Source organism: Blastococcus tunisiensis (assembly GCF_900112815.1).
GTDB classification, from domain to species: domain Bacteria; phylum Actinomycetota; class Actinomycetes; order Mycobacteriales; family Geodermatophilaceae; genus Blastococcus_B; species Blastococcus_B tunisiensis.
Window position 1 is genome coordinate 63,942 of record NZ_FOND01000015.1, and the last position, 23,453, is coordinate 87,394.

Here is a 23,453-nt window from a genome sequence, read left to right on the forward strand (position 1 = left end):
CCCGCGACCCTCGCCCGTGCCCCGGCCGGTTCTCAGGCCCGCCCGGGACGGAGGATGCTCCGCCGCACGGTCGGACCTTGCCCACCGGGGTGGGCAGGGTCCGACTCTCCGCGACCCCACCCGTGCGGTCGCCGTCGCCCGCCCGGACCGGGTTCACTGGGCGGGTGCTCGCCTCGACCGACGGCTGGACCACCTGCGCTCAGGGCCACCGCCACTGGGGCCGGGCCGGCGCGGCCGGGCTGCTGGTGCACCGGGACGCCGCCGACGGCCCCGAGCTGCTGCTGCAGCACCGCGCCTGGTGGTCGCACCACGGTGGGACCTGGGGCACGCCGGGCGGGGCGCTGCACGCCGGGGAGTCGGCCGCCGACGGCGCGCTGCGCGAGGTCCGCGAGGAACTCGGGCTCACCGCGGCGGACCTGGTCCTCGGCGTCCGGTCGGTGGACGACCACGGTGGCTGGTCGTACACGACGGTGCTGGCCCGCCCGGTGCGGCCCATCGAGGCCGCGGACCTGCGGCTGGACGGCGAGAGCACCGGTGTCGCGTGGGTGGCGGTGAGCGACCTGGCCGGCGTCGCCCTGCACCCGGGGCTCGCCGCCTCGCTTCCCCGGCTGCGGCCGCTGCTGGCGGAGGCGCACCGGTAGTCGGGCGTGGCGGGGCATGAGCCGGCTCTGGGCGGGTAGGCGGCCCCCGACCCACCTCTCTCCCGAAGGAGCTGCTGGCCCTGTCCCGCCGACACCGACCCCCTGGCGCCGCCGCTCGGCTCGGTGCTGCCCGTGCGGCCCTGCAGCGCAGCCGAGCCCGGATCATCGGAGTGCTGGGCACGGTCTGCGGTGCGCTGCTGATCGCCGCGCCGCTCGCGCTCTTCCTGGCCGACGGACCGGACGGCGGCAGCGGTGGCTCCCGCGACCCGGACGGCGTGTTCACCGGGGAGCCAGGTGCGGCCGTGCCCGAGGCCGGCGGTACCGGCGTGGCGACGGGATCGTCCCGGTCCCCGGCGCCGGGTCTGCCGGAGGTGGACGCCGCCGGGGCCGCCGCCGACGCGGACCTGACCGGCGTCGGCGGGGACGCCCCGTTGTCGGGATCCGCAGGCAGCGCGGCCGGCCCGACCGGCGGGCGGACGGCGACCGGCGCACCCGGCCCCGCCGGCGGCGCCGCACCCGCCCCGCAGCCGGCGCCCGCCCCGGGCCCGGCACCCGCCCCGAACCCGGCGCCCGCGAACCCCGCCCCGGCGCCCGCGAACCCGGCCCCGGCGCCCGCGCCTGCTCCGGCACCCGCGCCGAAGCCCGCCCCGGCACCCCGGCCGCCGGGGGACGGTGGGCAGACGCCGGCGCCCTCGGTCCCCACCGACTGCCTCTGCGAGGTCCTCGACCCGGTGACCGGGCCGGTGACCGAAATCGTCGACGGCGTCACCGAGCCGGTCGGCGGGCTGCTCCGGCCGTGACAGCGCGGCGCCGGTGCCGGGGCTGCGGGTTAGGTTCGAGCGCATGAGCGCCCGCGACGACGTGTCCGAGATCTTCGACGGCTCCGCGTGGCGGCCGGTCGAGGGCTTCGACTTCTCCGACATCACCTACCACCGCGCCGTGGACGCCGGCGTGGTCCGCATCGCGTTCGACCGGCCCGAGGTGCGCAACGCCTTCCGCCCGCAGAGCGTCGACGAGCTCATCACCGCGCTGCAGCACGCCCGGCTGTCCACCGACGTCGGCTGCGTGATCCTCACCGGCAACGGGCCCAGCCCCAAGGACGGCGGCTGGGCGTTCTGCTCCGGCGGCGACCAGCGGGTACGCGGGAAGTACGGCTACGAGCACGCCCACGGGTCGAGCGGCCGGCTGCACATCCTGGAGGCGCAGCGGCTGATCCGCTTCATGCCCAAGGTGGTGATCTGCGTGGTCCCCGGCTGGGCCGCGGGTGGCGGGCACAGCCTGCACGTCGTCTCCGACCTCACCCTGGCCAGTGCCGAGCACGCCCGGTTCAAGCAGACCGACGCCGACGTCGGCAGCTTCGACGGCGGGTTCGGCTCCGCCTATCTGGCCCGGCAGGTGGGGCAGAAGTTCGCCCGGGAGATCTTCTTCCTGGGCGAGGAGTACACCGCCGCCGACGCGCACGAGATGGGCATGGTGAACCGCGTCGTCCCGCACGCCGAGCTGGAGGCCACCGCGCTGGAGTGGGGGAAGAAGATCGTCGCCAAGAGCCCGACCGCGCAGCGGATGCTCAAGTACTCGTTCAACCTGATCGACGACGGCCTGGTCGGTCAGCAGCTGTTCGCCGGGGAGACCACCCGCCTGGCCTACATGGCCGAGGAGGCCGTCGAGGGCCGCGATGCCTTCCTCGAGAAGCGCGACCCGGACTTCACGCGGTTTCCTTGGCATGTGTAGTGACCGACGCGCTCGCGGTGCCCTTCCGGGGCCCGGCACGGGCGTGCGAGTGCTGGAGAGAAGGAGGTCCTGTCGATGATCGTCGAGGTGGTGACCGGCAGCGACGAGCGTCCGGAGGCCCGGGTCGTGGACATCGACGACCTCGGGCGGCTGCACCTGGCCCTGGGCCAGGTCACCGACGCCGAGGCCGGAGAGGTGCTGGAGCGCTCCGGGCTCGGCCGCTTGCGGGACAGCGAGACCGCCGTCCTGGACGTGGCCGCGCTCCGTGCCGCCGCCGAGCCGCGCGCGACCGCACCGGACTGGCAGGCGCGCTGGGACGAGATGATCACGTACGCCCGGAGCAAGGGCTGGCTGTCCGAGGACGGCGCCTCGCTGTCGGTGCACGTGGAGGGCGCAGCCGGCGCCTGACTGGGACACTTAGGCCCTGACCTGGGCAGATGTCCGCGGCACTGCACAAAACTTCAAGTACTCACGTTCTCAACGATTCTTCGGCTCGGCCATTGTGGTGCGTCCTCGGACGCGCCAGGATGTCGCGGTGCGTATGACGTCACGTCACGGAATCGGGTCATGAGCGGAACTCCCGGTCGACCGCTGAGCTCGGAGCTGTCCGAGCAACTGCTGTCGGTCGCGGTCGACATCCTCGCGGAGGAAGGGTGGGGTCGGCTCAACAGCGACCGGATCGCGGCCCGGGCGCGGGCGGGCAAGGCCGGCATCTACCGGCGCTGGCCGACCATGGCGGCGCTGGCCCGGCACGCCGTCGGCCGGTTCCGGCTGGTCACCCTCCCGGAGGACGGTGGCTCGCTGCGGGCCGACCTGGTCTCCCTCGCGGCCGCCTGGAGCCGGCCGCTGGACCGCGAGGAGCGGGCGGTGGCCAGCATCGTCGGCGCCGCCCGGCACGAGGAGCTGCTGCGGGCCGGCCTCGACGATGCGCTGGTGCGCCCCCTGGCCGCCGTCGTCGCCGAGCTCGGCCGCCGTTCGGACGCCCGCGGTGAGCCGGTCGACCCGGCACGGCTGGCGCTGCTCGGTTCGGTGCTGCAGGCCTTCTGGTGGCAGCGCTACACCGCGGCCGGGGACGGCGCGATGAGCGTCGGGGCCGTGGAGCGCGTGGTCGACGACGTCCTGCTGCCGATCGCGATGCCGGTGCTCGTCTCGCGGCGTCCGGAGCCCGCAACCGTCTGAGGTCCACCGGCGGCCGATCGGCCCCGCGTGGGTCGGCCCCACGTCCGGTCCGGCTCTCCGGGCTGCCCGGCGTCCTGGGCGGTGATCTGGCTCTGGATGCCGGCGAGCACCCGGTCGAGGACGCGCTCGACGGTGGCCGCGCACTCGACGGGGCAGTCGTCCGGGGTGCTCCCGCCGCGTTGCTCGACGAACACCACGCGCGCGGCGGCCAGCCAGATGGCGGCGGTGAGCGGTGCGGCCACCGGCGAGGACGACAGGTAGGCGGCGTCCGGCTCGGGGTCGGTCGCCCAGGCCTCGGCCAGTGCCTCGCCCAGCGTCCGCTCCGCGTCCTGGACGATCCGCTGCTCGTAGGCGGCCAGCGCCGGGCAGGCGGCGAGCGCGGCCGAGAACGACCGCCCCTCCGGGGACAGGTGCAGCGCCACGAAATGGCCGGCGCCCTCGACCAGGTGCCGGCGCAGCGCGGTCAGCGGCGAGATCCCCGGCGCCCGGTCGCGCACCGCGGTCGCCGGTCCCTCGACCCACGGCACCCGGCCGTCGAAGAAGAGCTCTTCCTTGGTGGCGAAGTGGTTGAAGACCGTCTGGACGGCGACGTCGGCCGTGCGGGCGATGTCGGCGATCGTGACCGCGTCGAAGCCGCCCTCGGCGAACATGCGCTGCGCCACCGTGCGGATGTGCTCGCGGGTGCGCGCCTTCTTCAGTGCGCGCCGGTCCAGAATCTCACTCACCGTGGCAGCATATGCACGCAACGTAGAGATTGCGTGCGATGGGAATGGGCGCGTCTCGTTACTCCGGTCGTGCCGCCGCGGCCGCCCAGTCCTCCCGCACCGCGCGCGCCCACGACTCGACGAGAACCGGCAGGTCGATCACGTCGAGGTCCGCGGCGACGTCGGCGATCGTGGTCCGCCACACCGCGGGGGTCCGGTCCGCGCCGGCGTCGTCGGGCACCTCGAGATGGTCGAGGGCGGCGCGCAGCCGGCCGTCGTCCCCGGCCACCGGGTGCTGGGCGTCGTAGGCCGCGTCGGCGAGCGCGACCACGGTCGCCGTGGCGGGGTGGGCGCCGTCCTCGCGCAGGCCGCGGAGGGTGACTTCGAACAGGCGGGCGCAGGAGGCCGAGGCGCCCGGGTGAGCCGCTCCGCGGCCGGTCGCCACGAGCACGGCGCCGCAGCCGGGGCAGACCTCGGTCGGGGAGGGCGGATCGGAGGGAGGCACGCTGCGATGGTGCCGTACCGGGGCCGCGCGCGGGGACCGGGTCCGGCGGCATGCGCGGGTGCGCGGGGCGGGCCGCGGAGGGCGGTCCCGGAGGGCGGTCGCGGAGGTGGCCGCCGAGGGTGCTGTGCGGCACCCGGTGCCACGACAGGCAGCATGACCTGCGTGCGAACCAGAGCTGCCGTGCTGCGCGGACCGGACACCGAGTACGAGATCGTCGATCTGGAGGTCCTCGATCCGGGGCCGGGCGAGGTGCTGGTCGAGATGGCCTACGCCGGGCTGTGCCACTCCGACGAGCACCTGCGGCACTCCAACCCGGGCGGCCGCTATCCGATCGTCGGCGGGCACGAGGGCTCCGGCGTCGTCCTGGCCGTGGGCCCGGGCGTCACCGCGGTCGCGCCGGGCGACCACGTCGTCACCAGCTTCCTGCCCGCCTGCGGGCACTGCCGGTTCTGCGCGCAGGGCCGGTCCAACCTGTGCGACAAGGGCGCCACGATCGCCAAGGGCGAGCTGCCCACGGGGACCTATCCGTTCCGGCTGGACGGCGAGCCGCTCGGTGGGTTCTGCATGATCGGCGCCTTCGCCCGGCACACGCTGCTCAGTGAGTTCTCCTGCGTGCGGATCGACCCCTGGATCGCTCTGGACACCGCGGCGCTGGTCGCCTGCAGCGTGCCGACCGGCTGGGGCTCGGCGGTCTACTCCGGCGGGGTGCGGCCGGGCGACACCGTGGTCGTCGTCGGGCTCGGTGGTGTCGGGGTGAACGCCGTCCAGGGCGCCGTGCACGCGGGGGCGATGCACGTGGTCGGCGTGGACCCGGTGGCGATGAAGCGGGAGTTCGCCGAGTCGCTGGGCGCCACCCGCACCGTCGCCGGCACCGACGAGGCGGCGGGTCTGGCCCGTGAGCTGTCCCGCGGTACCGGGGCCGACGTCGTCGTCGTGACGGTGGGGAAGATGTCGGCCGAGGTCTACGCGGGCGCGGCGGCCGCCCTCGGCAAGGGCGGGACCCTGGTGCTCACCGCGCTGGCCGATCGCCCGGCGGACGGCGACGTGCAGCTCGGCGGCCAGCTGGCGACGGTGTTCGAGCAGCGCATCCAGGGCTCGCTGTTCGGCTCGTGCAACCCGTTCCGGGACATCCCGATGCTGCTGCGGCTGCACGAGGAGGGCCGGCTCGAGCTGGACCGGCTGATCACCCGCCGGTACGCGCTCGAGGAGGTCGGCCAGGGCTACCGGGACCAGGCCGCCGGCGAGACGGTGCGCGGCCTGCTCGACCACTCCCGCTGACCCTCGGTGCGGTCGATCGCGGTAGAGCACGGTCGGCTGGGGCAGTACGGGACGCATGAGTGAGCAGCGCATCGCCGTCCTGGACGTCGACGGCACCCTCGTCGACACCAACTACCAGCACGCCCTCGCCTGGTACCGGTCATTCCGGTCGCTGGGCGAGATCTATCCGATCTGGCGGATCCACCGGCTGATCGGCATGGGCGGCGACCGGCTGGTGGCCGCGCTCGGCGGGGACGACGTCGAGCGGCGCATCGGGGACGACGCCCGCGCGCGCTGGGTCGAGGAGTTCGACGCGATCATCGACGAGGTGGCCCCGCTGCCCGGCGCCCGCGAGTTCGTCGCCGCCGTGCGGGACCGGGGGCACCGGGTCGTGCTCGCCAGCTCCGGCAAGCCGCAGCACGTCGACCACTTCCTCGACCTGCTCGACGCCCGCGACCTCGCCGAGGCGTGGACCTCCAGCGAGGACGTCGAGTCGACCAAGCCCGCACCCGACCTGCTCCAGGTGGCGCTAGAGAAGCTGGGCGAGCCGCTCGACTCGCCGAGCGTCGTCGTCGGTGACTCGGTGTTCGACGTCGAGGCCGCGAAGAACGCGGGGATGCCGGCGATCGTCGTCCGGTCCGGAGGCTTCGGGGACGACGAGCTGCGCGAGGCCGGGGCGATCGGCGTCTACGACACCCCGGCCGACCTGGCCGCCGCCCTGGACGACATCGACCTGTCCTGACCGGGGCCGTGGGGGCCGTCCCCGAGGTCGGTGAGGTAGGTCCGCGCACGCTTGGCCGCTGCCCACACAGGTGGGCAGGGGCCGACTGTCGGGGGATGTCCGTGCGGTCGGCGTCCGTGGTGCCCCTGCGGGGCGTCGGCTCTTGCCCACACAGGTGGGCAGGGGCCGACTGGCCGCGGGGTGTCGGCACGGTTGGCGTCCGTGGTGCCCCTGCGGGGCGTCGGCTGCTGCCCACACGGGTGGGCAGGGGCCGACTGTCGGGGATGTCCGCGCGGTCGGCGTCCGTGGTGCTCCTGCGGGGCGTCGGCTCTTGCCCACACAGGTGGGCAGGGGCCGAGCGTCCGGGGGATGTCGGCGCGGTCGGCGTCCGTGGTGCTCCTGCGGGGCGTCGGCTCTTGCCCACACAGGTGGGCAGGGGCCGAGCGTCCGGGGGATGTCGGCGCGGTCGGCGTCGCCTCCGGGAAGCGGGACCGGGGCTGCTAGGAGGCGGCGGAGTTCCGGCCGATCCGGCGGAGCAGCTCGCCGGGGTGGTCGGTGATGACCGCATCCACCCCGAGGGCCCGCACGAGCTCCATGTCGGCGGTCCGGTTCACCGTCCAGACGTGGACCTCCTTGCCGGCCGCGTGGGCGTCGGCGACGAACGCGGGGTCCGCGCGCAGCAGGGCGACCCCGGGCCCGACCGCCGAGGCGCTGCCGGTCAGCAGCTCGCGCCGCACCGGGCGCAGCCGCTTGCCGATCAGCTGCACGGTCGGCACGCCGGGGGCCAGCTCCGCCATCCGGCGCACGGCCAGCTGGGAGAAGCTCATCATCCGCACGGCGGGCTTGCCGGCCCACTCGACCGGGCGGCCGTTGCCCAGCAGCCCGAACCGGCGCAGGCAGTCGACCAGCGCCTCCTCGACCTTGCGGGTGTGCCGGGTCGGGTGCTTGGTCTCGATCGCCAGCCGCAGCGTCCCGGGGCTCGCGGTGATGTACTCCAGCAGCCGGTCGAGGGTGAGGACCAGGCCGTTCTCGACGTCGGGCTCGTCGGTGACCGAGAGGATCTCGTCGTCGGCCCAGCGGCTGGGCCCCCGCTGCCCCCGCGGCCCCCGGGCAACCCGCGGCCTCCGGGCGCCGAACTGGTACTGCTCGAGCTCCTCCAGGTGCAGCGCGGAGACGACGCCGCGCCCGTTGGAGGTGCGCCGGATCTGCCGGTCGTGCACGCAGACCAGCACCCCGTCGCGGGTGAGCCGCACGTCGCACTCGACGGCGTCGGCGCCGACGGTGGCGGCGTGCCGATAGGCGGCGAGCGTGTGCTCCGGCGCGTCCGCGGTCGCGCCGCGGTGGGCGACGACCTCCATCGGCGTCACCGGGGCGGGGCGGGAAGAAGGACCTGCACGCGGCGATCCTCTCCCGTTCCGGCAGCGGACGCGCGGTGTGTCGTCCCCCGGCTGCGGGGTGTCGTCGGCGCGGCCGCCGGAGTGCCTGGTCAGCCCGCCAGACCGGCCCGCAGGCTGCGGTACTCGGGCACCGTCGCCATCGGCGGGCGCTCGTCGACACCGACCGAGCGGCTCCGCGGCACAAACCCGGTCCCGTCGTGCCGGAACTGGGTGAGCAGCCCGCTGGCCGGCAGCGGCCGTTGCCCGGGCCGGTCGGACTCGGCGCGGGCGAGCACCGTGGAGACCACCTCGCCGGCCATCGCCCCGAGCGCCTCCTGCGACTGCGAGGTGTGCCGGCGGACGCCGAGGTCCACCTGGGCCAGCGAGGACAACCCGCCCAGCCGGAGCAGGTCGACCAGCAGGCCGACCTCCACGCCGTAGGCCGAGACGAACGGCACCTGCTCCAGGGCCGACCGGCGGCCGGCGTACTCGCCGCCGAGCGGCTGGACGAACCCGGCCAGCTCCGGCCAGAGCGCGTTGAGCAACGGCCGGGCGGTGAGCTCGGTGACCCGGCCCCCGCCGGCGGGCCGGCTCTGCCCGTCGATCTCCAGCGGCCGCGTGTAGCAGCCCTTGACGTAGCACACCTGCGGGTCGGCGAGCAGCGGCCCGAGCAGGCCGGGCACGTAGTGCGAGACGTCGCCGAGCAGATCCGCGTCGAGGAAGACCACGAGGTCCCCGCTGGTGGCAGCCAGCGACTTCCACAGCGCCTCGCCCTTCCCCGGCCGGCTGCCGTGCCCGGGCAGCACGTCGGCGCTGGCCACCACGTCGGCGCCGGCGGCGCGGGCGACGGCCGCGGTGCCGTCGGTGGAGTCGGAGTCGACGACCAGCAGCTCGTCGACCAGCGGAGCCCGGACCATCCACCGCTCCCGCAGGTCGGCGACCAGGTGCCCGACGGTCGCCGCCTCGTTCCGGGCGGGGAGGACGACGCTGACCCGGTGCCCGCCGCGGCGCTTGGCGTGCAACAGGGCGTCGAGGTCAATGGCGGCCAGCGACGTGGCGGTCGTGGTGCGGTGCGCGAACCAGGCGCGGGCGTCGGGTCTCACCGCCCCACTGTCGTCCAGCTCCGCGCACCTGGCCAGGAGAGCACCGCCGAGTTCACGCGTTCGTCACCGCGCAGCCGCCCCCGGGGTCCGCCGACATCTTGAGGATTCCTTGCGGCAGCGCAGCGGAGTTCTCGTGGCCGGCGGAGCAGGGTGGGTGCTGCACCACGAGGGGGAACAGCCGCCCGGACCGAGGAGAACGCGATGAACCGCACCACCGACGCAGCCCTGACCCGCCGCGTACTCGGTGCGCGCCTCACCGCCGCCACCGCGGTCCTGGGCGGCGCTCTCGCCCTGGCCGGCCTGGGCGCGTTCGGCGACCTCGGCGGGTCACCCGCGGCCGGGAACGCCGGCCCCGGCATCACCACCGTGGAGCTCTCGCAGGCGGCCGGCACCCGATAGGAACGCCATGCCGACTGGCCGTGCGTCCCGCGGATGTCCAGGTTGCGGAGCCGGGAGTGCGACGCGAGGGCCGCCCGGGCGTAGGGTGCAGCCAAGCGCGGGCTGATACCCGCGCCGCGCGCATGTCAAACAGCGACGTGTGCAACGCGGGGCCTCCCTGGGGTCCCGCGACCGAGGTCGACCGCCCCCGGTGAATCAACCGGAGGCCGACGTGCCCGACAGCCGTACTCCCGGAACGACCGCCGTCCAGGCGCTCGATGAGCTCGGGCGGCTCGCCCTGCACGAGCACTCGATGGAGAGCCTGATGCAGCGCGTCGTCGACCTGACCGGGATCGTGATGCCCGGTCGCAGCGAGGCCTCGATCCTGCTGATGGTCGACGGGCGCCCCTCGACCACGGCCTACAGCGGGCAGCTGGCGCTGGACTGCGACGAGCAGCAGTTCGGCCAGGGCGAGGGCCCCTGCCTGCACGCCGCGACCACCGGCGAGCTCACCGAGGTCCCGGACATGCGCACCGAGCAGCGATGGCCCGGTTACATAGTCCGAGCGGCGGAGCGGGGGGCGCTCAGCTCGCTGTCCATCCCGCTCCCGGTCAGCGAGGGGATCCAGGGGGCGCTGAACGTCTATGCCCGCGAGGTGGACGCCTTCGACGAGGAGAGCCGCACCGCCGGCCGGCAGTTCGCGCCGTACGCCGGCGTCGCGGTCTCCAACATGTACGCCTACCAGAGCGCGCAGAACCTGGCGGACAACCTGCGGACCGCCCTGGACAGCCGTGCGGTGATCGACCAGGCCAAGGGCATCCTCATGGAGCGGCACAAGCTGACCGCCGACCAGGCGTTCCAGGTGCTCGCCCGGGTGTCGATGCAGACCAACACGAAGCTGCGTACCGTCGCGGACGAACTCGCGACAACCGGTGTGCTGCCCGGCCTTCCTCCGGGAGCCCGCTGATCGCCTGGTCGAGAGCAGGGAGGAGCAGCCTGCCGGCGGGCCGCGCCTCCCAGGCTCGGTGGTCGAGAATCCGGCCACCGAGCCGCCCTCGATCACCGGCAGCGCCGTCGCGCCATCCCGGTGGCGGGCCGCAGTCCCGCGCGCGAAGGTGTGGCCGGGTCGGTAGCCAGGTCCCGACCCGTGGCGCATCCTCTCCGAGCCGCCACGCGCCGACCAGGAGGACACGATGTCGGACCAGCAGAGCTCGGAAGGGGCTTCCCGCACGTTCGTGCGCGGCCTGAGGAGCACGGTCGGCCGCGAGAGCACGACCTTCGGCTTCTCGATCCTGGCCACCGTGACCTTCGGGATGCTGCAGGTGACGCAGGGGTCCCCGGACCTGCCACGCGTGTTCCTCTACGCAGTCGGCGCGGTGCTCTCGTTCACCCTCCTCGAAGGAGTTCTCTCCCGGGGCTTCCGCAGGCCGATGCCGCAGCACCCGACGCAGACGATGGCCCTGGGCACCAGCCTGAACGTCATCTCCGTCCTGGTCGGGCTGGGTGCTGCGCTCCTGGTGAGCGAATGGTTCTCGCACGTCGCCGTCTGGTGCCTGGCGCCCTTCGTGGCCGGAGTGGGCTACCTCCTCGCCGAGAGCGTCGAGGATGCGCTGGCCGAACGGATCCTCGTCGCCGCCGGGGACGACTCGGCGAAGGAGGTCTCCCCCTAGCCGTCGCCCGGTCGGTGGAGCGGCGTCCCCCGGGCGGGGGGACCGGGGCGCCGGAAGGTGACGGGCAGTGACGCTCGGCCGGATCATCCCGGTGTGGCGATGTTCGTGAGACTGGTCTTCTCGCTGGCCGCGGTGGCGGGAGCGCTGTCGGTGGCCGCCTACGCCCTGCTGCACGTCTCCGGTGCGGCCTGAGGCCGGTTCAGCCGGCGGTGGGCACGCGGGCGAGCGCCGTCGGGCTCTGCTCCCCGACGGCGGCCCCCTCGCCGGTGGGCGACGGGTGGCCCAGGTCGGTGAGCCAGCCGCGCAGCACCCGGTGCAGGTGCTCGGCGCCGACGACCTCCCCCGGCGCCGCCCATCCGCGGGGGTGGACCAGCAGCGCGTGCTGCTGCGGCCCGCCCAGCCCGCCGTGCGAGCCGACGTGCGGCTCGAACGGTGAGGCCTCGTCGGTGTCGGGGTCGTAGCGGCTGTTGATCACGACGTCGGCGCAGTGCGGGAACGCCGAGACGCGGGCGACCAGCGCGGCCGCGTGCTCGCCGTAGGGGAGCAGCGGGTCGGTGCCGATGACGACGCCGGTGGCCAGCCGGTGCAGCCCGTCCCGGCCGAGGACGACGGGCCCGAACTCGTCGGAGTGCACGAGCAGGAAGCCGACGCCGTCGTGGTCGACCAGGCCCGGGAGGAGGGCGGGCCAGTGCCGCTCGATCTCCTCCAGCGACACCCGCCCGGGCAGGTCGGGGAAGGACACCATCGCCTGGTGGCCGGAGACCACGCACACCACGCCCGGCGCGACGCGGGGGACGTCGCCGGTCGTCAGCGGCTCGAAGGCGTGGTCGTGCCGGACCGCGCCGGCCCGCTCCACGCGGTCGCGCAGCCGGCGCGCGATCGGCCCACCGCTCTCGGCGAGGGCGGTGGCGACCTGCCAGCTCTCCACCGGGCGCCGGCTGTCCCGGCTGCCGGTGGACCGCTGCCCGCCGACCGGCCCGCCGCTGAGCCGGCCGACCAGGCCCTCCACCGACTCGCCGAACCGGTCGGCGAACGCCTGGCCCTGGGTCTGCCCGTGGTCGGAGAGGACGACGAGGTGGTACTCGCGCGGCGCCAGCGCCGCCGCCCGGTGCAGCCGGCCCAGCTGCTGGTCGATGCTGCGCAGCACGGCCAGGCTGTCGGCCCGCTCGAGGCCCCCGTGGTGGGCGGCCTCGTCGTAGCCGAGGAAGTCGGCGTAGACCACCGGCCGCCCGGCCAGCATGTCCTCCAGCAGCGCGAAGACGACGACGTCGCGGGAGATGACGGTGACGCCCGGGCGGGCCAGCGGGTAGATGCCGCCGCGGGAGACGCGCGGCCGGACGTCGTCGCGCCGCTCGCGGGCGGCCGCGGCGAGCTCCCGGCCGACGTCGACCAGGGACACCCCGATGGTGCGCAGCGCATTCACCGGGTTGGCGAAGTAGGCGTAGTAGCCGGAGCCGACGCGCTCGGCGGTGCGCCGGGTCCGGCGGGCGCGGGCGGGGACGACGTGCGACAGCGAGCTCATCGTGAGGCTGACGTGGGCGGCGTCGCCGGTGAACAGGTTGCCGCGGCCGGCGCCGTCCGGGGCGAGCAGCCCCCGCCCGTCGGAGTGCCGCCGCTCCACCTCGACGGCGTCGGCCGGGTGCGAGACGCGGGTGATGTGGTCGCGGTCCTTCTCGTACCAGCGGAAGCCGAGGATGTCGTGGTTGGAGCCGTGCAGGATGCCGCTGACGGCGGCCCCGGTCTGCGAGCTCCAGTCGGTGTGCCAGGAGGTCATCGCATGGCTGCCGCTGCGCAGCCACGAGGCCAGGTTCGGCATCCAGCCGTCGCGGACGGCCCGCCGGGCGGTGGAGTGGGCGAGCGCGTCGATCTGCAGGAACAGCACCCCGGGCGGTCGCTCGGCGTCCTCCGGGCCCGGGCGGGCGCGCCGGCGGGCGCGGCGGAAGAAGATCTCGTCCTCGTCGACGGCCAGCAGGCTGCTGACCAGCCCGGCGACGGCGGCGATCGTCACGGCCACGACGACGGCGACGCGCAGGTTCGCCACCATCACGCCCGGCACGGCGAAGGACACCGCGAGCACCAGGGCACCGAGGAGCAGGAAGCTGCCCAGCCCGAGGGTGAAGAAGGCGACCGGCAGGGCCACCCGCATCACCAGCGGCCAGGCCACCGCGGCCAGGACGCCGAGCAGCAGCGCCATCACCGGCGGCTGCCACGCCGACGGCAGCTCGAACCCGTCCAGCCGGTCGCTGAGCACCACCAGCGCGCCGGTGACCGCCGCCCAGGTGGCCACCAGGCGGGCGAGCGTGCGGCCGGTGCGCAGCAGCCGGCCGTGCGCGGCCGGCGCGCCGGCGGGGGAGGCGCTCACCGGGACTCGCACGGCTCGGGGTCGGCGGCGGCCTGCGCGGCGCGGCGGCGGCTGCTCACCAGGTTGCCGACCGCGCTGACGGCCAGCACCAGCACGGTGGCGACCAGCATCGCGATCAGCGGGGAGTCGAAGATGCCGCCGCTGACCACGCCGAGCAGCGCGTAGGCGGTGGCCCACAGGACGCAGGCCAGCAGGGATGCCGGCACCAGCCGGCGCCACGGGTAGGCCAGCGCACCCGCGGCGGCCAGCACCGGGATGCGGCCGGCAGGCAGCAGCCGGCCGGCGACGACGATCTGCCAGCCGTGCGCCCGGAACTGCTCGCGGACCTCGTCGACGCGCTCGGCGTGCTGGCCGCGGGTCAGCCACCGCACCGCCGACGGGCCGCCGAACCGGGCGATCGCGAAGGTGATCAGGTCGCCGGTGAGGGCGGCGAGGGCGGCCACGGCGAGCACCAGCGGCAGGCCGAGGGCGTCGGAGGTCATGGCGAAGGCCGCGGCGGTGCCGACCACCACGCCGGTCGGCACCACGGGGACGACGGAGCCGAGCAGCACCAGCCCGAACAGCACCGGGTAGCCCACCGCCGTGTCGCCGTCCCAGGCGGAGGTCAGCAGGTCGAGGTTCATGCCGCCGCCGAGGGCAGCGAGAGGTCGACCGGGGAGCCGGGCGGGGTGACGACGACGCGGGTCGGCAGCCCCCGCGCGGCCACCTCGGTGGCGAAGGCGCAGGGCGGGTCGACCAGCAACCGCCGCATGCGGGCGCGCAACGGGGAGGGCACCGACGCCATTCCCGCCACGGTGAGCGTGCCCCAGTGCACGGGGACGGCGATCCGCGGCCGGATCAGCGCGGCGGCGTCGGCCGCTCCGACCGGGTCGAGGTGGCCCGGCCCCAGGGTGGGGCCCCAGCCCCAGACCGGCAGCAGTGCGACGTCGACGTCGCGGTCCCGCAGCGCCCGCATCCCGTCGTGCAGCCCGGTGTCGCCGCTGGCGTAGACGCAGGCGCCGCCGCCCTCGAGCAGGAAACCGATCGCCTCGGTGTCGGGGCCGTGGGTGGAGCGGGGGCCCCACCGGTGCCCGCTGTGGTCGGCGCGGACGGCGGTGATCCGCAGGTCGCCGTCCCGGATCCTCTCGCCGGCCGACAGCTCGTCGACGCGGGGGAAGCCGCGGCCGCGCAGCCAGGCGCCGGCGCCGCGGGGCACCACGATCCGGGTGCTCGGCCCGACGGTGCGCAGCGACGGGAGGTGCAGGTGGTCGCCGTGCAGGTGGCTGATCAGCACGACGTCGACGCCGGCCCAGGTGGCAGGGTCGGGCAGCGGGACGACGCGGCGGAGCAGGCCCACGGTGCGGGCGAGCAGGGGGTCGGTGAGCACGGTGCGCCCGGCCAGCTCGACGCGGACGGTCGAGTGGCCCAGGAAGTGCAGCTCCGGGCTCGTCACGGCGCCAGTATTCGCGGGGGTGCGGACAGTTCCCAAGGCGTTTGGGCCCCGGTGGGGGCTGCCGGCGGCGGAAATGGGGGGAAACCCTGAGAAACCCTCCGCGACGGGGCCGACCATCGGCGGGTGGTCGGCCGACACGCCGGTGCGGACCACCAGCCGCCGATGATCAACCCGGATGTACGTGGGGAGGTCAACTCGGCAGGGGGGTCGCGAGCAGGGCCGCCACGTCGGCGACGGTCAGGCCGTGCGGCTCGCTGCGGCCGTGCAGGAGCTCTGCCTCCGTGGCGACGACGGCGGCGCGGATCTCGGGGGTGGCGACCCCGCCGGCGATCGTGGTGAGCCCGAACCCGCGGTTGGTGCGCACCATGGCCGCCAGCACCTGCAGGGCGCGCTCGGTGTCGTCGCGGGTGGCGAGCGCGGCGAGGTCGACCCGCACCAGGTCCAGCGGGATGCGGGCGAGCAGCGCGAAGAGGCTGTGCCCCATCCCGAAGTTGTCCAGGCAGAGGCGCACCCCGCTGCGGCGGGCGGCCTCCAGTTCCGGGACGAGCGCGGCCGAGCCGGTCAGCAGGGTCTCCTCGGTGAAGGAGACGACCAGCCGCGACGGGTCGAGCCCCGACAGCGTCAGGGCGGTCGCGATCTCGCCGGCCAGCCCCTCCGCGGCGCCGTAGCCGGCGGGGAGGCTGACGGCCACGCCGAGGTGCGGGTCCGGCAGGGCGGCGATCTCCCGGCACGCCTCCTCCAGCAGCCAGGTGCGCAGCTCGGCGGCGCGGCCCTGCCGTTCGGCGAAGCCCCACAGGTCGAGCCCGCGGACGGTGCCGTGCTCGGGATGGCTCCAGGTGGGCGTGGCGTGGACCAGGTCGATCGCGCCGTCCGGCCGGCAGGCGGCGTCCAGGTGGAGGCCGAACAGCCCCTCGGCGACGACGTCGTCGAAGTCCGGCTGGGCCTCCACGCCGGCGGTGTCGGGGGCGTCGGCGGTCCGGACGCAGCCCTTGCCGGCCTGCTTGGCGGCCCGCAGCGCGGTGTCGGCCTCCCGGAAGGCGGCCTGACCGCCGGCCGCGCCGAGCACCGCGACGCCGACGCTCGCCCCGACGGCGAACGCCCACTCGCTGGTGCGGTGCGGCAGGCCGAGGGCGTCGACGACGCGCTGGGCGACGTCCACGGCCTCGGCCAGGGTGCCGGTGACCAGGACGGCGAACTCGTCGCCGCCGAGGCGGGCGACCAGGTCGTCCTCGCGGACGACGGTGTGCAGCCGGCGGGCCACCTCGACCAGCAGGTGGTCGCCGGCCTCGTGCCCCGCGACGTCGTTGACGGCCTTGAAGCCGTCCAGGTCCAGGACCAGCAGGCACCGCGGCTCGACCGAGGGGGCGGTGAGCTCGCGGAACAGCAGCGCGCGGTTGGGCAGCCCGGTGAGGTGGTCGCTGTAGGCCAGCCGCTCGAGCTCCCGTTCCCGGCGGCGGCGGGTGGTGACGTCGCGCAGGTAGAGCACCCGGCGGCCGCTGCCGGGGCGCTCGGTGGAGGTGGCCTCCAGCTCGCGCGGGGAGCCGCCCGCCGGCAGGACCCGGAAGTGCAGCGGCGTCCCGGAGCCCGCGGGGATGTCGGCGGTCGCGGACCGGACGGCGTCCCGGTCGGCGGGGTCGACCAGGTCGAGCAGTGACACCTCGTCGTCGGCGTCGGCGTCGAGGCCCAGCAGGCTGCGGGCGGCGGGGGAGGTGAACAGCAGGCGGAACTTCGCGTCCATGATCGCGATGCCGTCGGAGCTGGCCTCGATGAGCCCGCGGAAGTCCTCCTCGCTGCGGACCAGGTCCTGGGTCATCCGGCCGTCCTCGCGGATCCGCAGGACCAGCCGCAACGCCATGAGGCTGAGGACGACGGCGATGCCGATCTCGGCGGCGGTGGAGTGCGAGTGGTCCTTCCACTCCATGAGGCCGATGGCGACCGGTAGCGAGAGCAGCGCTCCCACGACCAGCACCACGCCCACGGGGCTGACGACGGGGGCGGCGGCGCGGGCGGTGTGGTCGGCGAAGCGGCGGGGCGCGAAGGAGGCGGCGACGACGGCGGTCTGCAGGCCCATCGCGACCGCGACGTCGGAGATCGCCGTCCAGAAGGACGACGGGTCGACGATGGCCATGGCCTCGGCCACGCCGGCGGTGGCCTGCCAGGCCACCACGGCGATCATGACGCTGACCGAGCGGCGCAGCGCCGCCGTCGACACGGTGCACATCGCACCGGCGCCACCGAGCATCACGGCGGCGTAGGCGCCGTACATGAGGACGAGGGAGCGCAGGTCGTCCGGGGCGTTCGCCGGGTTGACCAGCGGGGTGCGGAGCACCTCGGTGACCACGAGCAGGGCGACGGTGATGACCAGGCCGTCGACGACGAGCGCCGGCCACCGGGTGCGGCCGACCCGGCGGGCCAGCAGCCCGCAGATCACCAGCGGGGAGGCCGCGCCGCCGAAGAGCAGGACGTCGTCGAAGCCGAAGCCGTCGAGCTCCGGGCCCGGGAAGGCGGCCGCCAGCCACTGGGCGGTCATGAACAGCAGGGCGGCGTACCCGCCGATCCGCCAGGGCCGGCCGGCGGAGCGGGTCATCGGGCGGGCGATCCGGAAGATCGCCCACGCCGAGCTCGCGGCGACGCCGCCGAGGACGATCTCGTCCCACTGCATGCCGGTGCCGTCCGGCGCGCTGTGCGGCACGGTGATGAGCAGGCCGAGGAGCGCCAGCGGCACCGTCCACCGGACGGAGCGGGGGATGCTCCGGCGGGGGATCACGAGGCCACCGCCGGGAGCACGGGCGCCGGGACCGCGGTCCGGACGTCCCAGTCGCCGGCGGCCAGCCGGCCGGCCTCGAGCGGCCGGGCGAAGACGTAGCCCTGCAGGTACCGGTGGCCCATGTCGCGGAGCAGGGTGAGGACGGACTCGTCCGTCACGCCCTCGACGATCACCGGCAGGCCGAGGCTGGCCCCCAGCTGGAGCACCGCGCGGCACATGGCGCGGCGGGCCGGGTCGTGCTCGACGTCGGACAGGAAGTACTGGTCCATCTTCAGCACGTCGACCGGCATGCCGACGAGGTAGGCCAGCGAGGACCAGCCGGTGCCGAAGTCGTCGACGGCGATGCGGACGCCGAGCCGGCGCAGCACGGTGAGGTCCTCGAGGACGTGCGAGTCGTCGAGCAGCACCGACTCGGTGATCTCGACGACCAGCCGCGACGCGGGGAGCCCGCTGGCCTCGAGGGCGCCGAGGACGTCGGGCACCAGCTCTCCGGTGCGGACCTGGCGGGCGGAGACGTTGACCGCCACCGCCAGCTCGGGATCGGCGAGCGCGGCGACGGCGGTGCACGCCTCGCGCAGCACCCACCGGCCCAGCTCGGTGATCAGCGGGGACTCCTCGGCCAGCGGGACGAACTCGGTGGGCGAGACCTCGCCGTAGGAGGGGTGCCGCCAGCGCAGCAGCGCCTCCACCGAGACGGTGCGGTGCATGACGACGTCGACGACGGGCTGGAAGACCAGCCGCAGCTCGCCGCGGGCCAGCGCGCCGTCGAGGTCGGTGCGCAGCGCGGCGCGGCGGTGCTCCTCCACCCGCAGGGCGTCGTCGTAGCGGTGCACCGAGCCGGGGCCGGCGGTGCCGGCGCTGCGCAGGGCCAGCTCGCCGCGGCGCAGCGCCTCGCCGGGGTCGACGTCGGGGAGTACGGCGGTCACGCCGGCGACGGCGGTGAGCCGCAGCGAGCCGCCGGGGATCGGCAGCGGCCCGACGGCGGCGACCAGGCGGGCGGCCAGGGTCTCGGCGTCGGCGATGCTGCCGTCGACGAGGACGACGAAGTCGCCGTCCCGGCCGCGGGCCAGCCAGTCCTCACCCCGCAGGGCGCGGGTGAGCCGGGTGGTCAGGGTGCGCAGGACGGCCGTCTCGGTGTCGGGCGCGAGGACCGCCGAGGCCAGGCCGCTGATCCGCACGAGGGCGAGCGCGGCCGGCCGGGGATGGACGGCGCCCAGCCGGCGGACCAGCGCGGCCCGGTTGGGCAGGCCGGTGACCGGGTCGGTGAGCGAGAAGCCGGACAGGTCGGCGTCGGGGCCCGCGGCCGGTGCCTGCGCGGTGACGTCACGGCAGTACAGGACGAGCGCGCCGACGTCGGGGTCGGCGCGCAGGTCGCGGACGGTGGCCTGGATCAGCCGCCACCGGCCGTCGGCGTGCCGCACCCGCGCGGTGCGGACGGCGACCTCCTCGGGGCGGGGCCGGCCGGTGTCGAGCGCGCCGGGGAGCGTGCCGCGGTCGTCGGGGTGCACGGCGGCGAGCACCGGCCGGCCGAGCACGGCGGCCGGGTCGAGGCCGAGCAGGTCGGCGATGCCCTGGGAGGCGAAGGTGATGCGGAACCGGTCGTCGAGGATGACGACCGGGTCGACGCTGCTCTTCACCAGCGTGCGGAAGGAGGACTGGCTGCGCTGCAGCGCGCCGCTCAGCCGGCGCTGGCGGGACCAGAGGGTGGCCTGCGCCGCGAGAAGGACGGTGAGCCCGGCCACCGCGAGGATGACGCGCGTTCCGCCGGACGCGGCCAGCAGACCGGCCACGACGGCGGCGACGGCTGCCCCCGCGGCGACGGCGGCCCCCGCGGCGACGGCGGCTCCCGCCGCGGGGACGGCGAGCAGCCCGGTGCGCCCGCCGGGGGGCGCGACCGGGCGCGCAGCCGCGGGCTGCCCCTGCACGGGGGCGGTGGTCACAGAGGTCTGATCGGGATGCCGGGGCCGGTGCCGCAGCCCTGTTCGGGAACTGTCACCCGATCGGGTGTGGGCGTCGGCCGTGGGTGGACCTCGCCGGGCCCAGGGTCGAGCCGGGCCCAGGGTCGAGCCGGGCCCGGGGGCGAGCGGGCCCCGGGGCGAGCTGGGCCCGGGGGTGAGCCGGTGCAGCGGACGTTGAGCCGCGTCATGGCACGGCTCAACGTCCGGTGGTGGGGCTCCACCTGCCGGCGTCCTCGTCCGTGCGGGGCCGTCAGTCACCGAATGGGGGCGGACTCGGGGTGTGTGCCATCCGGGGCGCGGGTAGCAGACGCGCCAGTTCCGCATGACCGCTGCGGGCGCGCCCCGTTCCTGCCAGGAGCCGCGCCCGGGGCGAGCCGGGTGGCGGGGATCCGCCGCAGAGGTCCGGTGGGGGAGATCATGAGCGAACCGGGTGGGCGGCACCGCGTGCCGTCCGACGCGCACGACGAGACGCCCGCCGCGGGCCGGCACCGCGCACCGGAGGACGACGAGGCGCGGGTGGCCGTCGTCCGGGAGCGGGCGGTCCCGGCGCTGTGGGGGGCGAGCGGCACGCTGGCGGTGGCCGCGGCGGCGGTCCTGCTGGTCGTCGGGCAGCCGGAGTCGGGGGGATGGCCGGGGGCGGCGCCGCCGGGCTACGGCCTGCCCGACGTGGCCCCGGACGGGCCGGGTGACGGACGGCCGGACGACGGGGGACCGGGGGACGACGGGGGACCGGGGGACGACGGGGCCGGTGGGTCCGCCGTCACGCCGGTGGGCCGGCAGCTGACGCCGGGTGTCGGCGGGATGGGCAGCAGCTGGCCCGGCGGCGCGGGGACGTCGTCGTTGCGCGAGGCCGCGCTGGCCGCCACGGCGGCGGTGTGCGCCGCGGTGGGGGGACCGTCCGCACCCGGTGCCGCGACCCCCGGTGCCGGAGCTGGGTCGGGGGCGCGACCGTCGGCGGGGACGCCCGCCGCGCAACCGGCGCCCGTGGCCCAGTCGGGCTCCGTCGCGCCGACTGGTCCGGCCGCGGTGGATCAGCCTGCGGCGCCGGCACCGGGCGGGGCGCCGCAGGGCACCGTCGGCTCCCCGCCGCCGGCAGCCGGGGCGCCGTCCACCCCGCCGGGGGGCGACGTGCCGGCTCCCGGGCCGGGACCGGTCGCCGACGTGGTGGAGCCGGCCGCGGAGGTGGTCGAGCCGGTGACCGACGGCGTCGAGCCCGTGGTCGAGGCGGTCGAGCCGGTCGTCGAAGCGGTGGATCCCGCTCCCGAGGTGGCGGAGCCGGTGCCCACCCCGGTGCCCCGGGCGGTGGACCCGGTCGTGGAAGCAGTGGAGCCGGTGGTGGAGGCCGTGGAGCCGGTGACCGCGCCGGTCGCCCAGGCGGTGGAGCCGGTGGTGGAGGCCGTGGAGCCGGTCACGGCTCCGGTCGAGCGCGCCGCAGAGCCGGTGGTGGAGGCGGTGGAGCCGGTGACCGCGCCGGTCGCCCAGGCGGTGGAGCCGGTGGTGGAGGCCGTCGAGCCGGTCACGGCTCCGGTCGAGCGCGCCGCAGAGCCGGTGGTCGAGGCCGTCGAGCCGGTCGTCGAGGAGCTGCCCGGACCGGCCGATCTGCCGGTCTCCGGAGCCACGGAGTCACTGCCCGTCCAGCTGCCCGGCTGACCGGGCCGACGACCACTCCTCCGGTGGGCAGACGGCCCATGCCCGCTGTGGCAGCCTTCCGGTGTGGCGAAGTTCCTGGCCGTGCTGCTGGCCGTGGTGGTGCTCGTGGAGCTGGTGCTCGTCATCGGGGTGGCCGGTGCGCTGTTCTGGATCGGCGGCACCGGGACGATCGTCGCCGGCGCGGCGATGCTCGTCGTCGCGGGAGCCGGCGGGGTGCTGGCGCTGCGGGCGATGCGCGCGCCGGGGTGACCGCCGTCATGGCGCCGTCGCCCGATCGCGTACCGGCCTGCGTGTTCCCGATCACGGTGCTTGCCCACCGCCCCGCGACGGCGGAAGCTTCGCTCGTGATCGGTGACGCCGAGGTGTTGGATCCAGCTCAGCGCGACGCCGACCGCGTCGTCCTCTGCCGCTGCGGCGGTGCGGGCCGCGTGGTCCATGCGCCGGTCCACCGGCCGGGCGAGCCCGAGACCTACGTCCGCGCCACCTTCACCTGCACGTGGGACCGGTCGGGTCCGCACGAGCCCCTGCTCCCGCCCCGGCGCCGCTGACGCCGGCGCGCCGGGGAGCAGTTATCGGCCGGCCCCGGCGCGGAGATAACGGATGCCCGACGTCGTGTCCCATCCGTCCCCCGAGTCACATCCGTCGACCGGCCTCCCCCGCCCGTCAGTAGCTTCGGTGCCTACGACGAGAGGGGAAGCCATGGCCAGCAACTGGCGCTCGGACCACCACCACGTCGACGCTGTGCGCAAGTGCTTCACCGTCGGCTTCTGGCTGCTGGCGGCCGGCGCGTCCGCCGTGCTCGGCCTCGACCTGGAGATCGACGCCCGGTCGTAGCCGCGCGGCGGCCGGGTTCTCGAACCGGGACGCCTGCCGGTGCCGTGAACCGTGCGACCGAGCTCCGGCTGCGGCGGCGCCGGCGAGCTGGGCACCGGATCACCCTCTGCCACGGTGGACGCACGGCGTGCCGCATTCCCCGTAGCGTCGGGCTCATCCGCCGGCGCTCGAAACGTGGGCTCGTTCGCGGTCAGGCTCCATCGGTCGACTGCAGGCGTCCGGTGGAGCCGCCCCTACTCGGCCGGAGTGTGGCCGTCCTGCTCCCGGGCGTAGCGGTCCCACCGCGATTCGTTGAACCGGGCGCGGTTCTCCTCCGTCGGCCAGCCGTGCGCGCGGCCGTACTTCTGGACGGTGTTCGGCGACAGCCCGAGCTCCGCCACCGCGCGCACCGAGGCGCCGTCCAGCAGGGCTCGGGCGACGGCGACCTCGAGGTCGTCCTGGGCAGTGCGCACACCGGCGAGCGCGGTACGGATGCGCGCTGCGGCCTGGTCGCTGACCGGCCGGGCATCGGGCACGACGTCGAGGCTAGGTCCACCGCCACCGTGTCACCACCTGACGAGACGGGCTGCTCAGAGCCGTTCGCGCCCCCGGCCGAGGAAGTCGCGGAGCCACTGGTCGACGTGGCGCATGGTGTCGGTGCCCGCAGTCCCCGTTCGCCGCGCGATCCGAGTGGTCGAGATCGTTCGCGGCTGCTCGGTCATCGCGAAGCTGGACCTGGCGAGACCGGTGCGCTCGCCCTCGACGAGCACATGGTGGGGCCAGCGCCGGTCCACCGAGGTGAGCGGGACGACGATCGCCAGGTCGCGGACGCTGGACAGGTAGTCCGTGCTGGACACGACCAGGGCGGGGCGGGTGCCGCGCTGCTCCCGTCCTGCGGTGGGGTCGAGGTCGACCCAGACGATGGCACCGCGCTGGAGCGACGGGGCGTCGTCCGTCACGAGTGCAGACCGTCGTCAGTCACCGCGTCCCACGCCTCGGTCTCCTCGCGGTAGGACGCGTCCGTGTTCGCGTAGGCCTCGCGGACGGCGGCGAACCGCGCGTGCCGGTCCGCCTCGTCGAGCAGTTCGGTGATGACCTCGGCGGCCGTCACCCCTTGCTGACCTGCCCGTGCGGCGATGCGTTCGCGCAGGCTCCGCGGCACCTTGATGGTGGTCACCGGGTCAGACATACCGCTGAGGATACCAA

Annotated in this window: 25 protein-coding genes and 1 pseudogene; 14 read left to right on the plus strand and 12 right to left on the minus strand. The window is 75.6% G+C overall.

Annotated elements, in window-relative coordinates; translation table 11 throughout:
* Positions 1–164: 164 nt before the first annotated feature.
* The 5 genes from BM142_RS17775 (at position 165) to BM142_RS17795 (ending at position 3,551) form a co-directional block, all read left to right on the plus strand.
* A complete protein-coding gene (locus tag BM142_RS17775) occupies positions 165–641 on the plus strand; it encodes an NUDIX domain-containing protein (protein WP_092201704.1) in 477 nt (158 codons plus the stop codon).
* Positions 642–811: 170 nt separating this feature from the next.
* Positions 812–1,441 (plus strand): hypothetical protein, encoded by a 630-nt coding sequence (locus BM142_RS24650; protein ID WP_175527331.1) that lies wholly within the window; start codon positions 812–814, stop codon positions 1,439–1,441.
* A gap of 43 nt (positions 1,442–1,484) precedes the next feature.
* Positions 1,485–2,372, plus strand: coding sequence for a 1,4-dihydroxy-2-naphthoyl-CoA synthase (locus BM142_RS17785; RefSeq protein ID WP_092201706.1), 888 nt, complete (start codon positions 1,485–1,487; stop codon positions 2,370–2,372).
* 75 nt (positions 2,373–2,447) lie between these two features.
* Positions 2,448–2,780 carry a hypothetical protein gene (locus BM142_RS17790; RefSeq protein ID WP_092201708.1) on the plus strand — a complete coding sequence of 111 codons (333 nt, stop codon included), beginning with the start codon at positions 2,448–2,450 and terminating at the stop codon, positions 2,778–2,780.
* Between the two features lie 159 nt (positions 2,781–2,939).
* Positions 2,940–3,551 (plus strand): TetR-like C-terminal domain-containing protein, encoded by a 612-nt coding sequence (locus tag BM142_RS17795; RefSeq protein ID WP_092201710.1) that lies wholly within the window; start codon positions 2,940–2,942, stop codon positions 3,549–3,551.
* A gap of 551 nt (positions 3,552–4,102) precedes the next feature.
* Here the strand turns inward: BM142_RS17795 and BM142_RS25565 are convergent.
* Positions 4,103–4,276 (minus strand): annotated as a pseudogene (locus BM142_RS25565) (TetR/AcrR family transcriptional regulator); the annotation flags it as partial.
* A gap of 58 nt (positions 4,277–4,334) precedes the next feature.
* Positions 4,335–4,760 carry a DUF5946 family protein gene (locus BM142_RS17805; RefSeq protein ID WP_139228924.1) on the minus strand — a complete coding sequence of 142 codons (426 nt, stop codon included), beginning with the start codon at positions 4,758–4,760 and terminating at the stop codon, positions 4,335–4,337.
* Between the two features lie 153 nt (positions 4,761–4,913).
* Here BM142_RS17805 and BM142_RS17810 point away from each other — a divergent pair, with 153 nt between their 5' ends.
* Positions 4,914–6,038: an NDMA-dependent alcohol dehydrogenase gene (locus BM142_RS17810; RefSeq protein ID WP_254791052.1), complete on the plus strand. Its 1,125-nt coding sequence runs from the start codon at positions 4,914–4,916 to the stop codon at positions 6,036–6,038.
* A 55-nt stretch (positions 6,039–6,093) separates the two neighbouring features.
* Entirely contained in the window at positions 6,094–6,759 is a 666-nt protein-coding gene (locus BM142_RS17815; protein WP_092201716.1) for an HAD family hydrolase, read from the plus strand.
* A 479-nt stretch (positions 6,760–7,238) separates the two neighbouring features.
* Here the strand turns inward: BM142_RS17815 and BM142_RS17820 are convergent, their stop codons facing one another.
* Together BM142_RS17820 and BM142_RS17825 are read right to left on the minus strand one after the other, a co-directional pair.
* Complete coding sequence (locus BM142_RS17820; RefSeq protein WP_092201839.1) at positions 7,239–8,096, minus strand: glycerophosphodiester phosphodiesterase; 858 nt, start codon at positions 8,094–8,096, stop codon at positions 7,239–7,241.
* Positions 8,097–8,224: 128 nt separating this feature from the next.
* Entirely contained in the window at positions 8,225–9,217 is a 993-nt protein-coding gene (locus BM142_RS17825) for a glucosyl-3-phosphoglycerate synthase (RefSeq protein WP_092201718.1), read from the minus strand.
* A gap of 201 nt (positions 9,218–9,418) precedes the next feature.
* On the opposite strand from BM142_RS17825, the gene BM142_RS17830 reads away from it, so the two are divergent.
* The 3 genes from BM142_RS17830 to BM142_RS17840 all read left to right on the plus strand — a co-directional run bounded on the left by BM142_RS17830 (position 9,419) and on the right by BM142_RS17840 (position 11,265).
* Positions 9,419–9,616 (plus strand): hypothetical protein, encoded by a 198-nt coding sequence (locus tag BM142_RS17830; protein ID WP_092201720.1) that lies wholly within the window; start codon positions 9,419–9,421, stop codon positions 9,614–9,616.
* 211 nt (positions 9,617–9,827) lie between these two features.
* Positions 9,828–10,562: a GAF and ANTAR domain-containing protein gene (locus BM142_RS17835; RefSeq protein ID WP_254791053.1), complete on the plus strand. Its 735-nt coding sequence runs from the start codon at positions 9,828–9,830 to the stop codon at positions 10,560–10,562.
* A gap of 226 nt (positions 10,563–10,788) precedes the next feature.
* Entirely contained in the window at positions 10,789–11,265 is a 477-nt protein-coding gene (locus tag BM142_RS17840; protein ID WP_092201722.1) for a hypothetical protein, read from the plus strand.
* A 199-nt stretch (positions 11,266–11,464) separates the two neighbouring features.
* On the opposite strand, the gene BM142_RS17845 is transcribed toward BM142_RS17840, so the two are convergent.
* From BM142_RS17845 to BM142_RS17865, 5 genes are all read right to left on the minus strand, one after another.
* Positions 11,465–13,627 carry a phage holin family protein gene (locus BM142_RS17845; RefSeq protein WP_092201724.1) on the minus strand — a complete coding sequence of 721 codons (2,163 nt, stop codon included), beginning with the start codon at positions 13,625–13,627 and terminating at the stop codon, positions 11,465–11,467.
* A complete protein-coding gene (locus BM142_RS17850) occupies positions 13,624–14,250 on the minus strand; it encodes a DedA family protein (protein ID WP_092201726.1) in 627 nt (208 codons plus the stop codon). The genes BM142_RS17845 and BM142_RS17850 overlap by 4 nt, the downstream gene beginning before the upstream one ends.
* Positions 14,247–15,059 (minus strand): MBL fold metallo-hydrolase, encoded by an 813-nt coding sequence (locus BM142_RS17855; protein ID WP_254791054.1) that lies wholly within the window; start codon positions 15,057–15,059, stop codon positions 14,247–14,249. The genes BM142_RS17850 and BM142_RS17855 overlap by 4 nt, the downstream gene beginning before the upstream one ends.
* 190 nt (positions 15,060–15,249) lie before the next feature.
* Entirely contained in the window at positions 15,250–17,826 is a 2,577-nt protein-coding gene (locus BM142_RS17860; protein WP_092201728.1) for a diguanylate cyclase domain-containing protein, read from the minus strand.
* The gene (locus BM142_RS17865; protein ID WP_092201730.1) at positions 17,823–19,766 is read right to left on the minus strand and encodes a putative bifunctional diguanylate cyclase/phosphodiesterase; all 1,944 of its coding nucleotides are present in this window, start codon (positions 19,764–19,766) and stop codon (positions 17,823–17,825) included. Before BM142_RS17865 ends, BM142_RS17860 begins: the two co-directional genes overlap by 4 nt.
* A 435-nt stretch (positions 19,767–20,201) precedes the next feature.
* On the opposite strand from BM142_RS17865, the gene BM142_RS17870 reads away from it, so the two are divergent.
* From BM142_RS17870 to BM142_RS25415, 4 genes are all read left to right on the plus strand, one after another.
* Entirely contained in the window at positions 20,202–21,434 is a 1,233-nt protein-coding gene (locus BM142_RS17870) for a hypothetical protein (protein ID WP_139228925.1), read from the plus strand.
* A gap of 63 nt (positions 21,435–21,497) precedes the next feature.
* Entirely contained in the window at positions 21,498–21,683 is a 186-nt protein-coding gene (locus tag BM142_RS17875; RefSeq protein ID WP_092201734.1) for a hypothetical protein, read from the plus strand.
* Between the two features lie 95 nt (positions 21,684–21,778).
* Positions 21,779–21,982, plus strand: a complete 204-nt coding sequence (locus BM142_RS17880) for a hypothetical protein (RefSeq protein ID WP_139228926.1) — start codon at positions 21,779–21,781, stop codon at positions 21,980–21,982.
* Between the two features lie 151 nt (positions 21,983–22,133).
* The gene (locus BM142_RS25415) at positions 22,134–22,268 is read left to right on the plus strand and encodes a hypothetical protein (protein ID WP_256381316.1); all 135 of its coding nucleotides are present in this window, start codon (positions 22,134–22,136) and stop codon (positions 22,266–22,268) included.
* A 233-nt stretch (positions 22,269–22,501) separates the two neighbouring features.
* Here the strand turns inward: BM142_RS25415 and BM142_RS17885 are convergent, their stop codons facing one another.
* From BM142_RS17885 to BM142_RS17895, 3 genes are read right to left on the minus strand one after another with little or no spacing between them, the layout of a single operon-like run.
* Positions 22,502–22,783, minus strand: coding sequence for a hypothetical protein (locus BM142_RS17885; RefSeq protein ID WP_092201738.1), 282 nt, complete (start codon positions 22,781–22,783; stop codon positions 22,502–22,504).
* Between the two features lie 54 nt (positions 22,784–22,837).
* A complete protein-coding gene (locus tag BM142_RS17890; protein WP_092201740.1) occupies positions 22,838–23,206 on the minus strand; it encodes a type II toxin-antitoxin system PemK/MazF family toxin in 369 nt (122 codons plus the stop codon).
* Entirely contained in the window at positions 23,203–23,436 is a 234-nt protein-coding gene (locus tag BM142_RS17895; RefSeq protein ID WP_139228927.1) for a ribbon-helix-helix protein, read from the minus strand. The genes BM142_RS17890 and BM142_RS17895 overlap by 4 nt, the downstream gene beginning before the upstream one ends.
* Between the last annotated feature and the right edge of the window lie 17 nt (positions 23,437–23,453).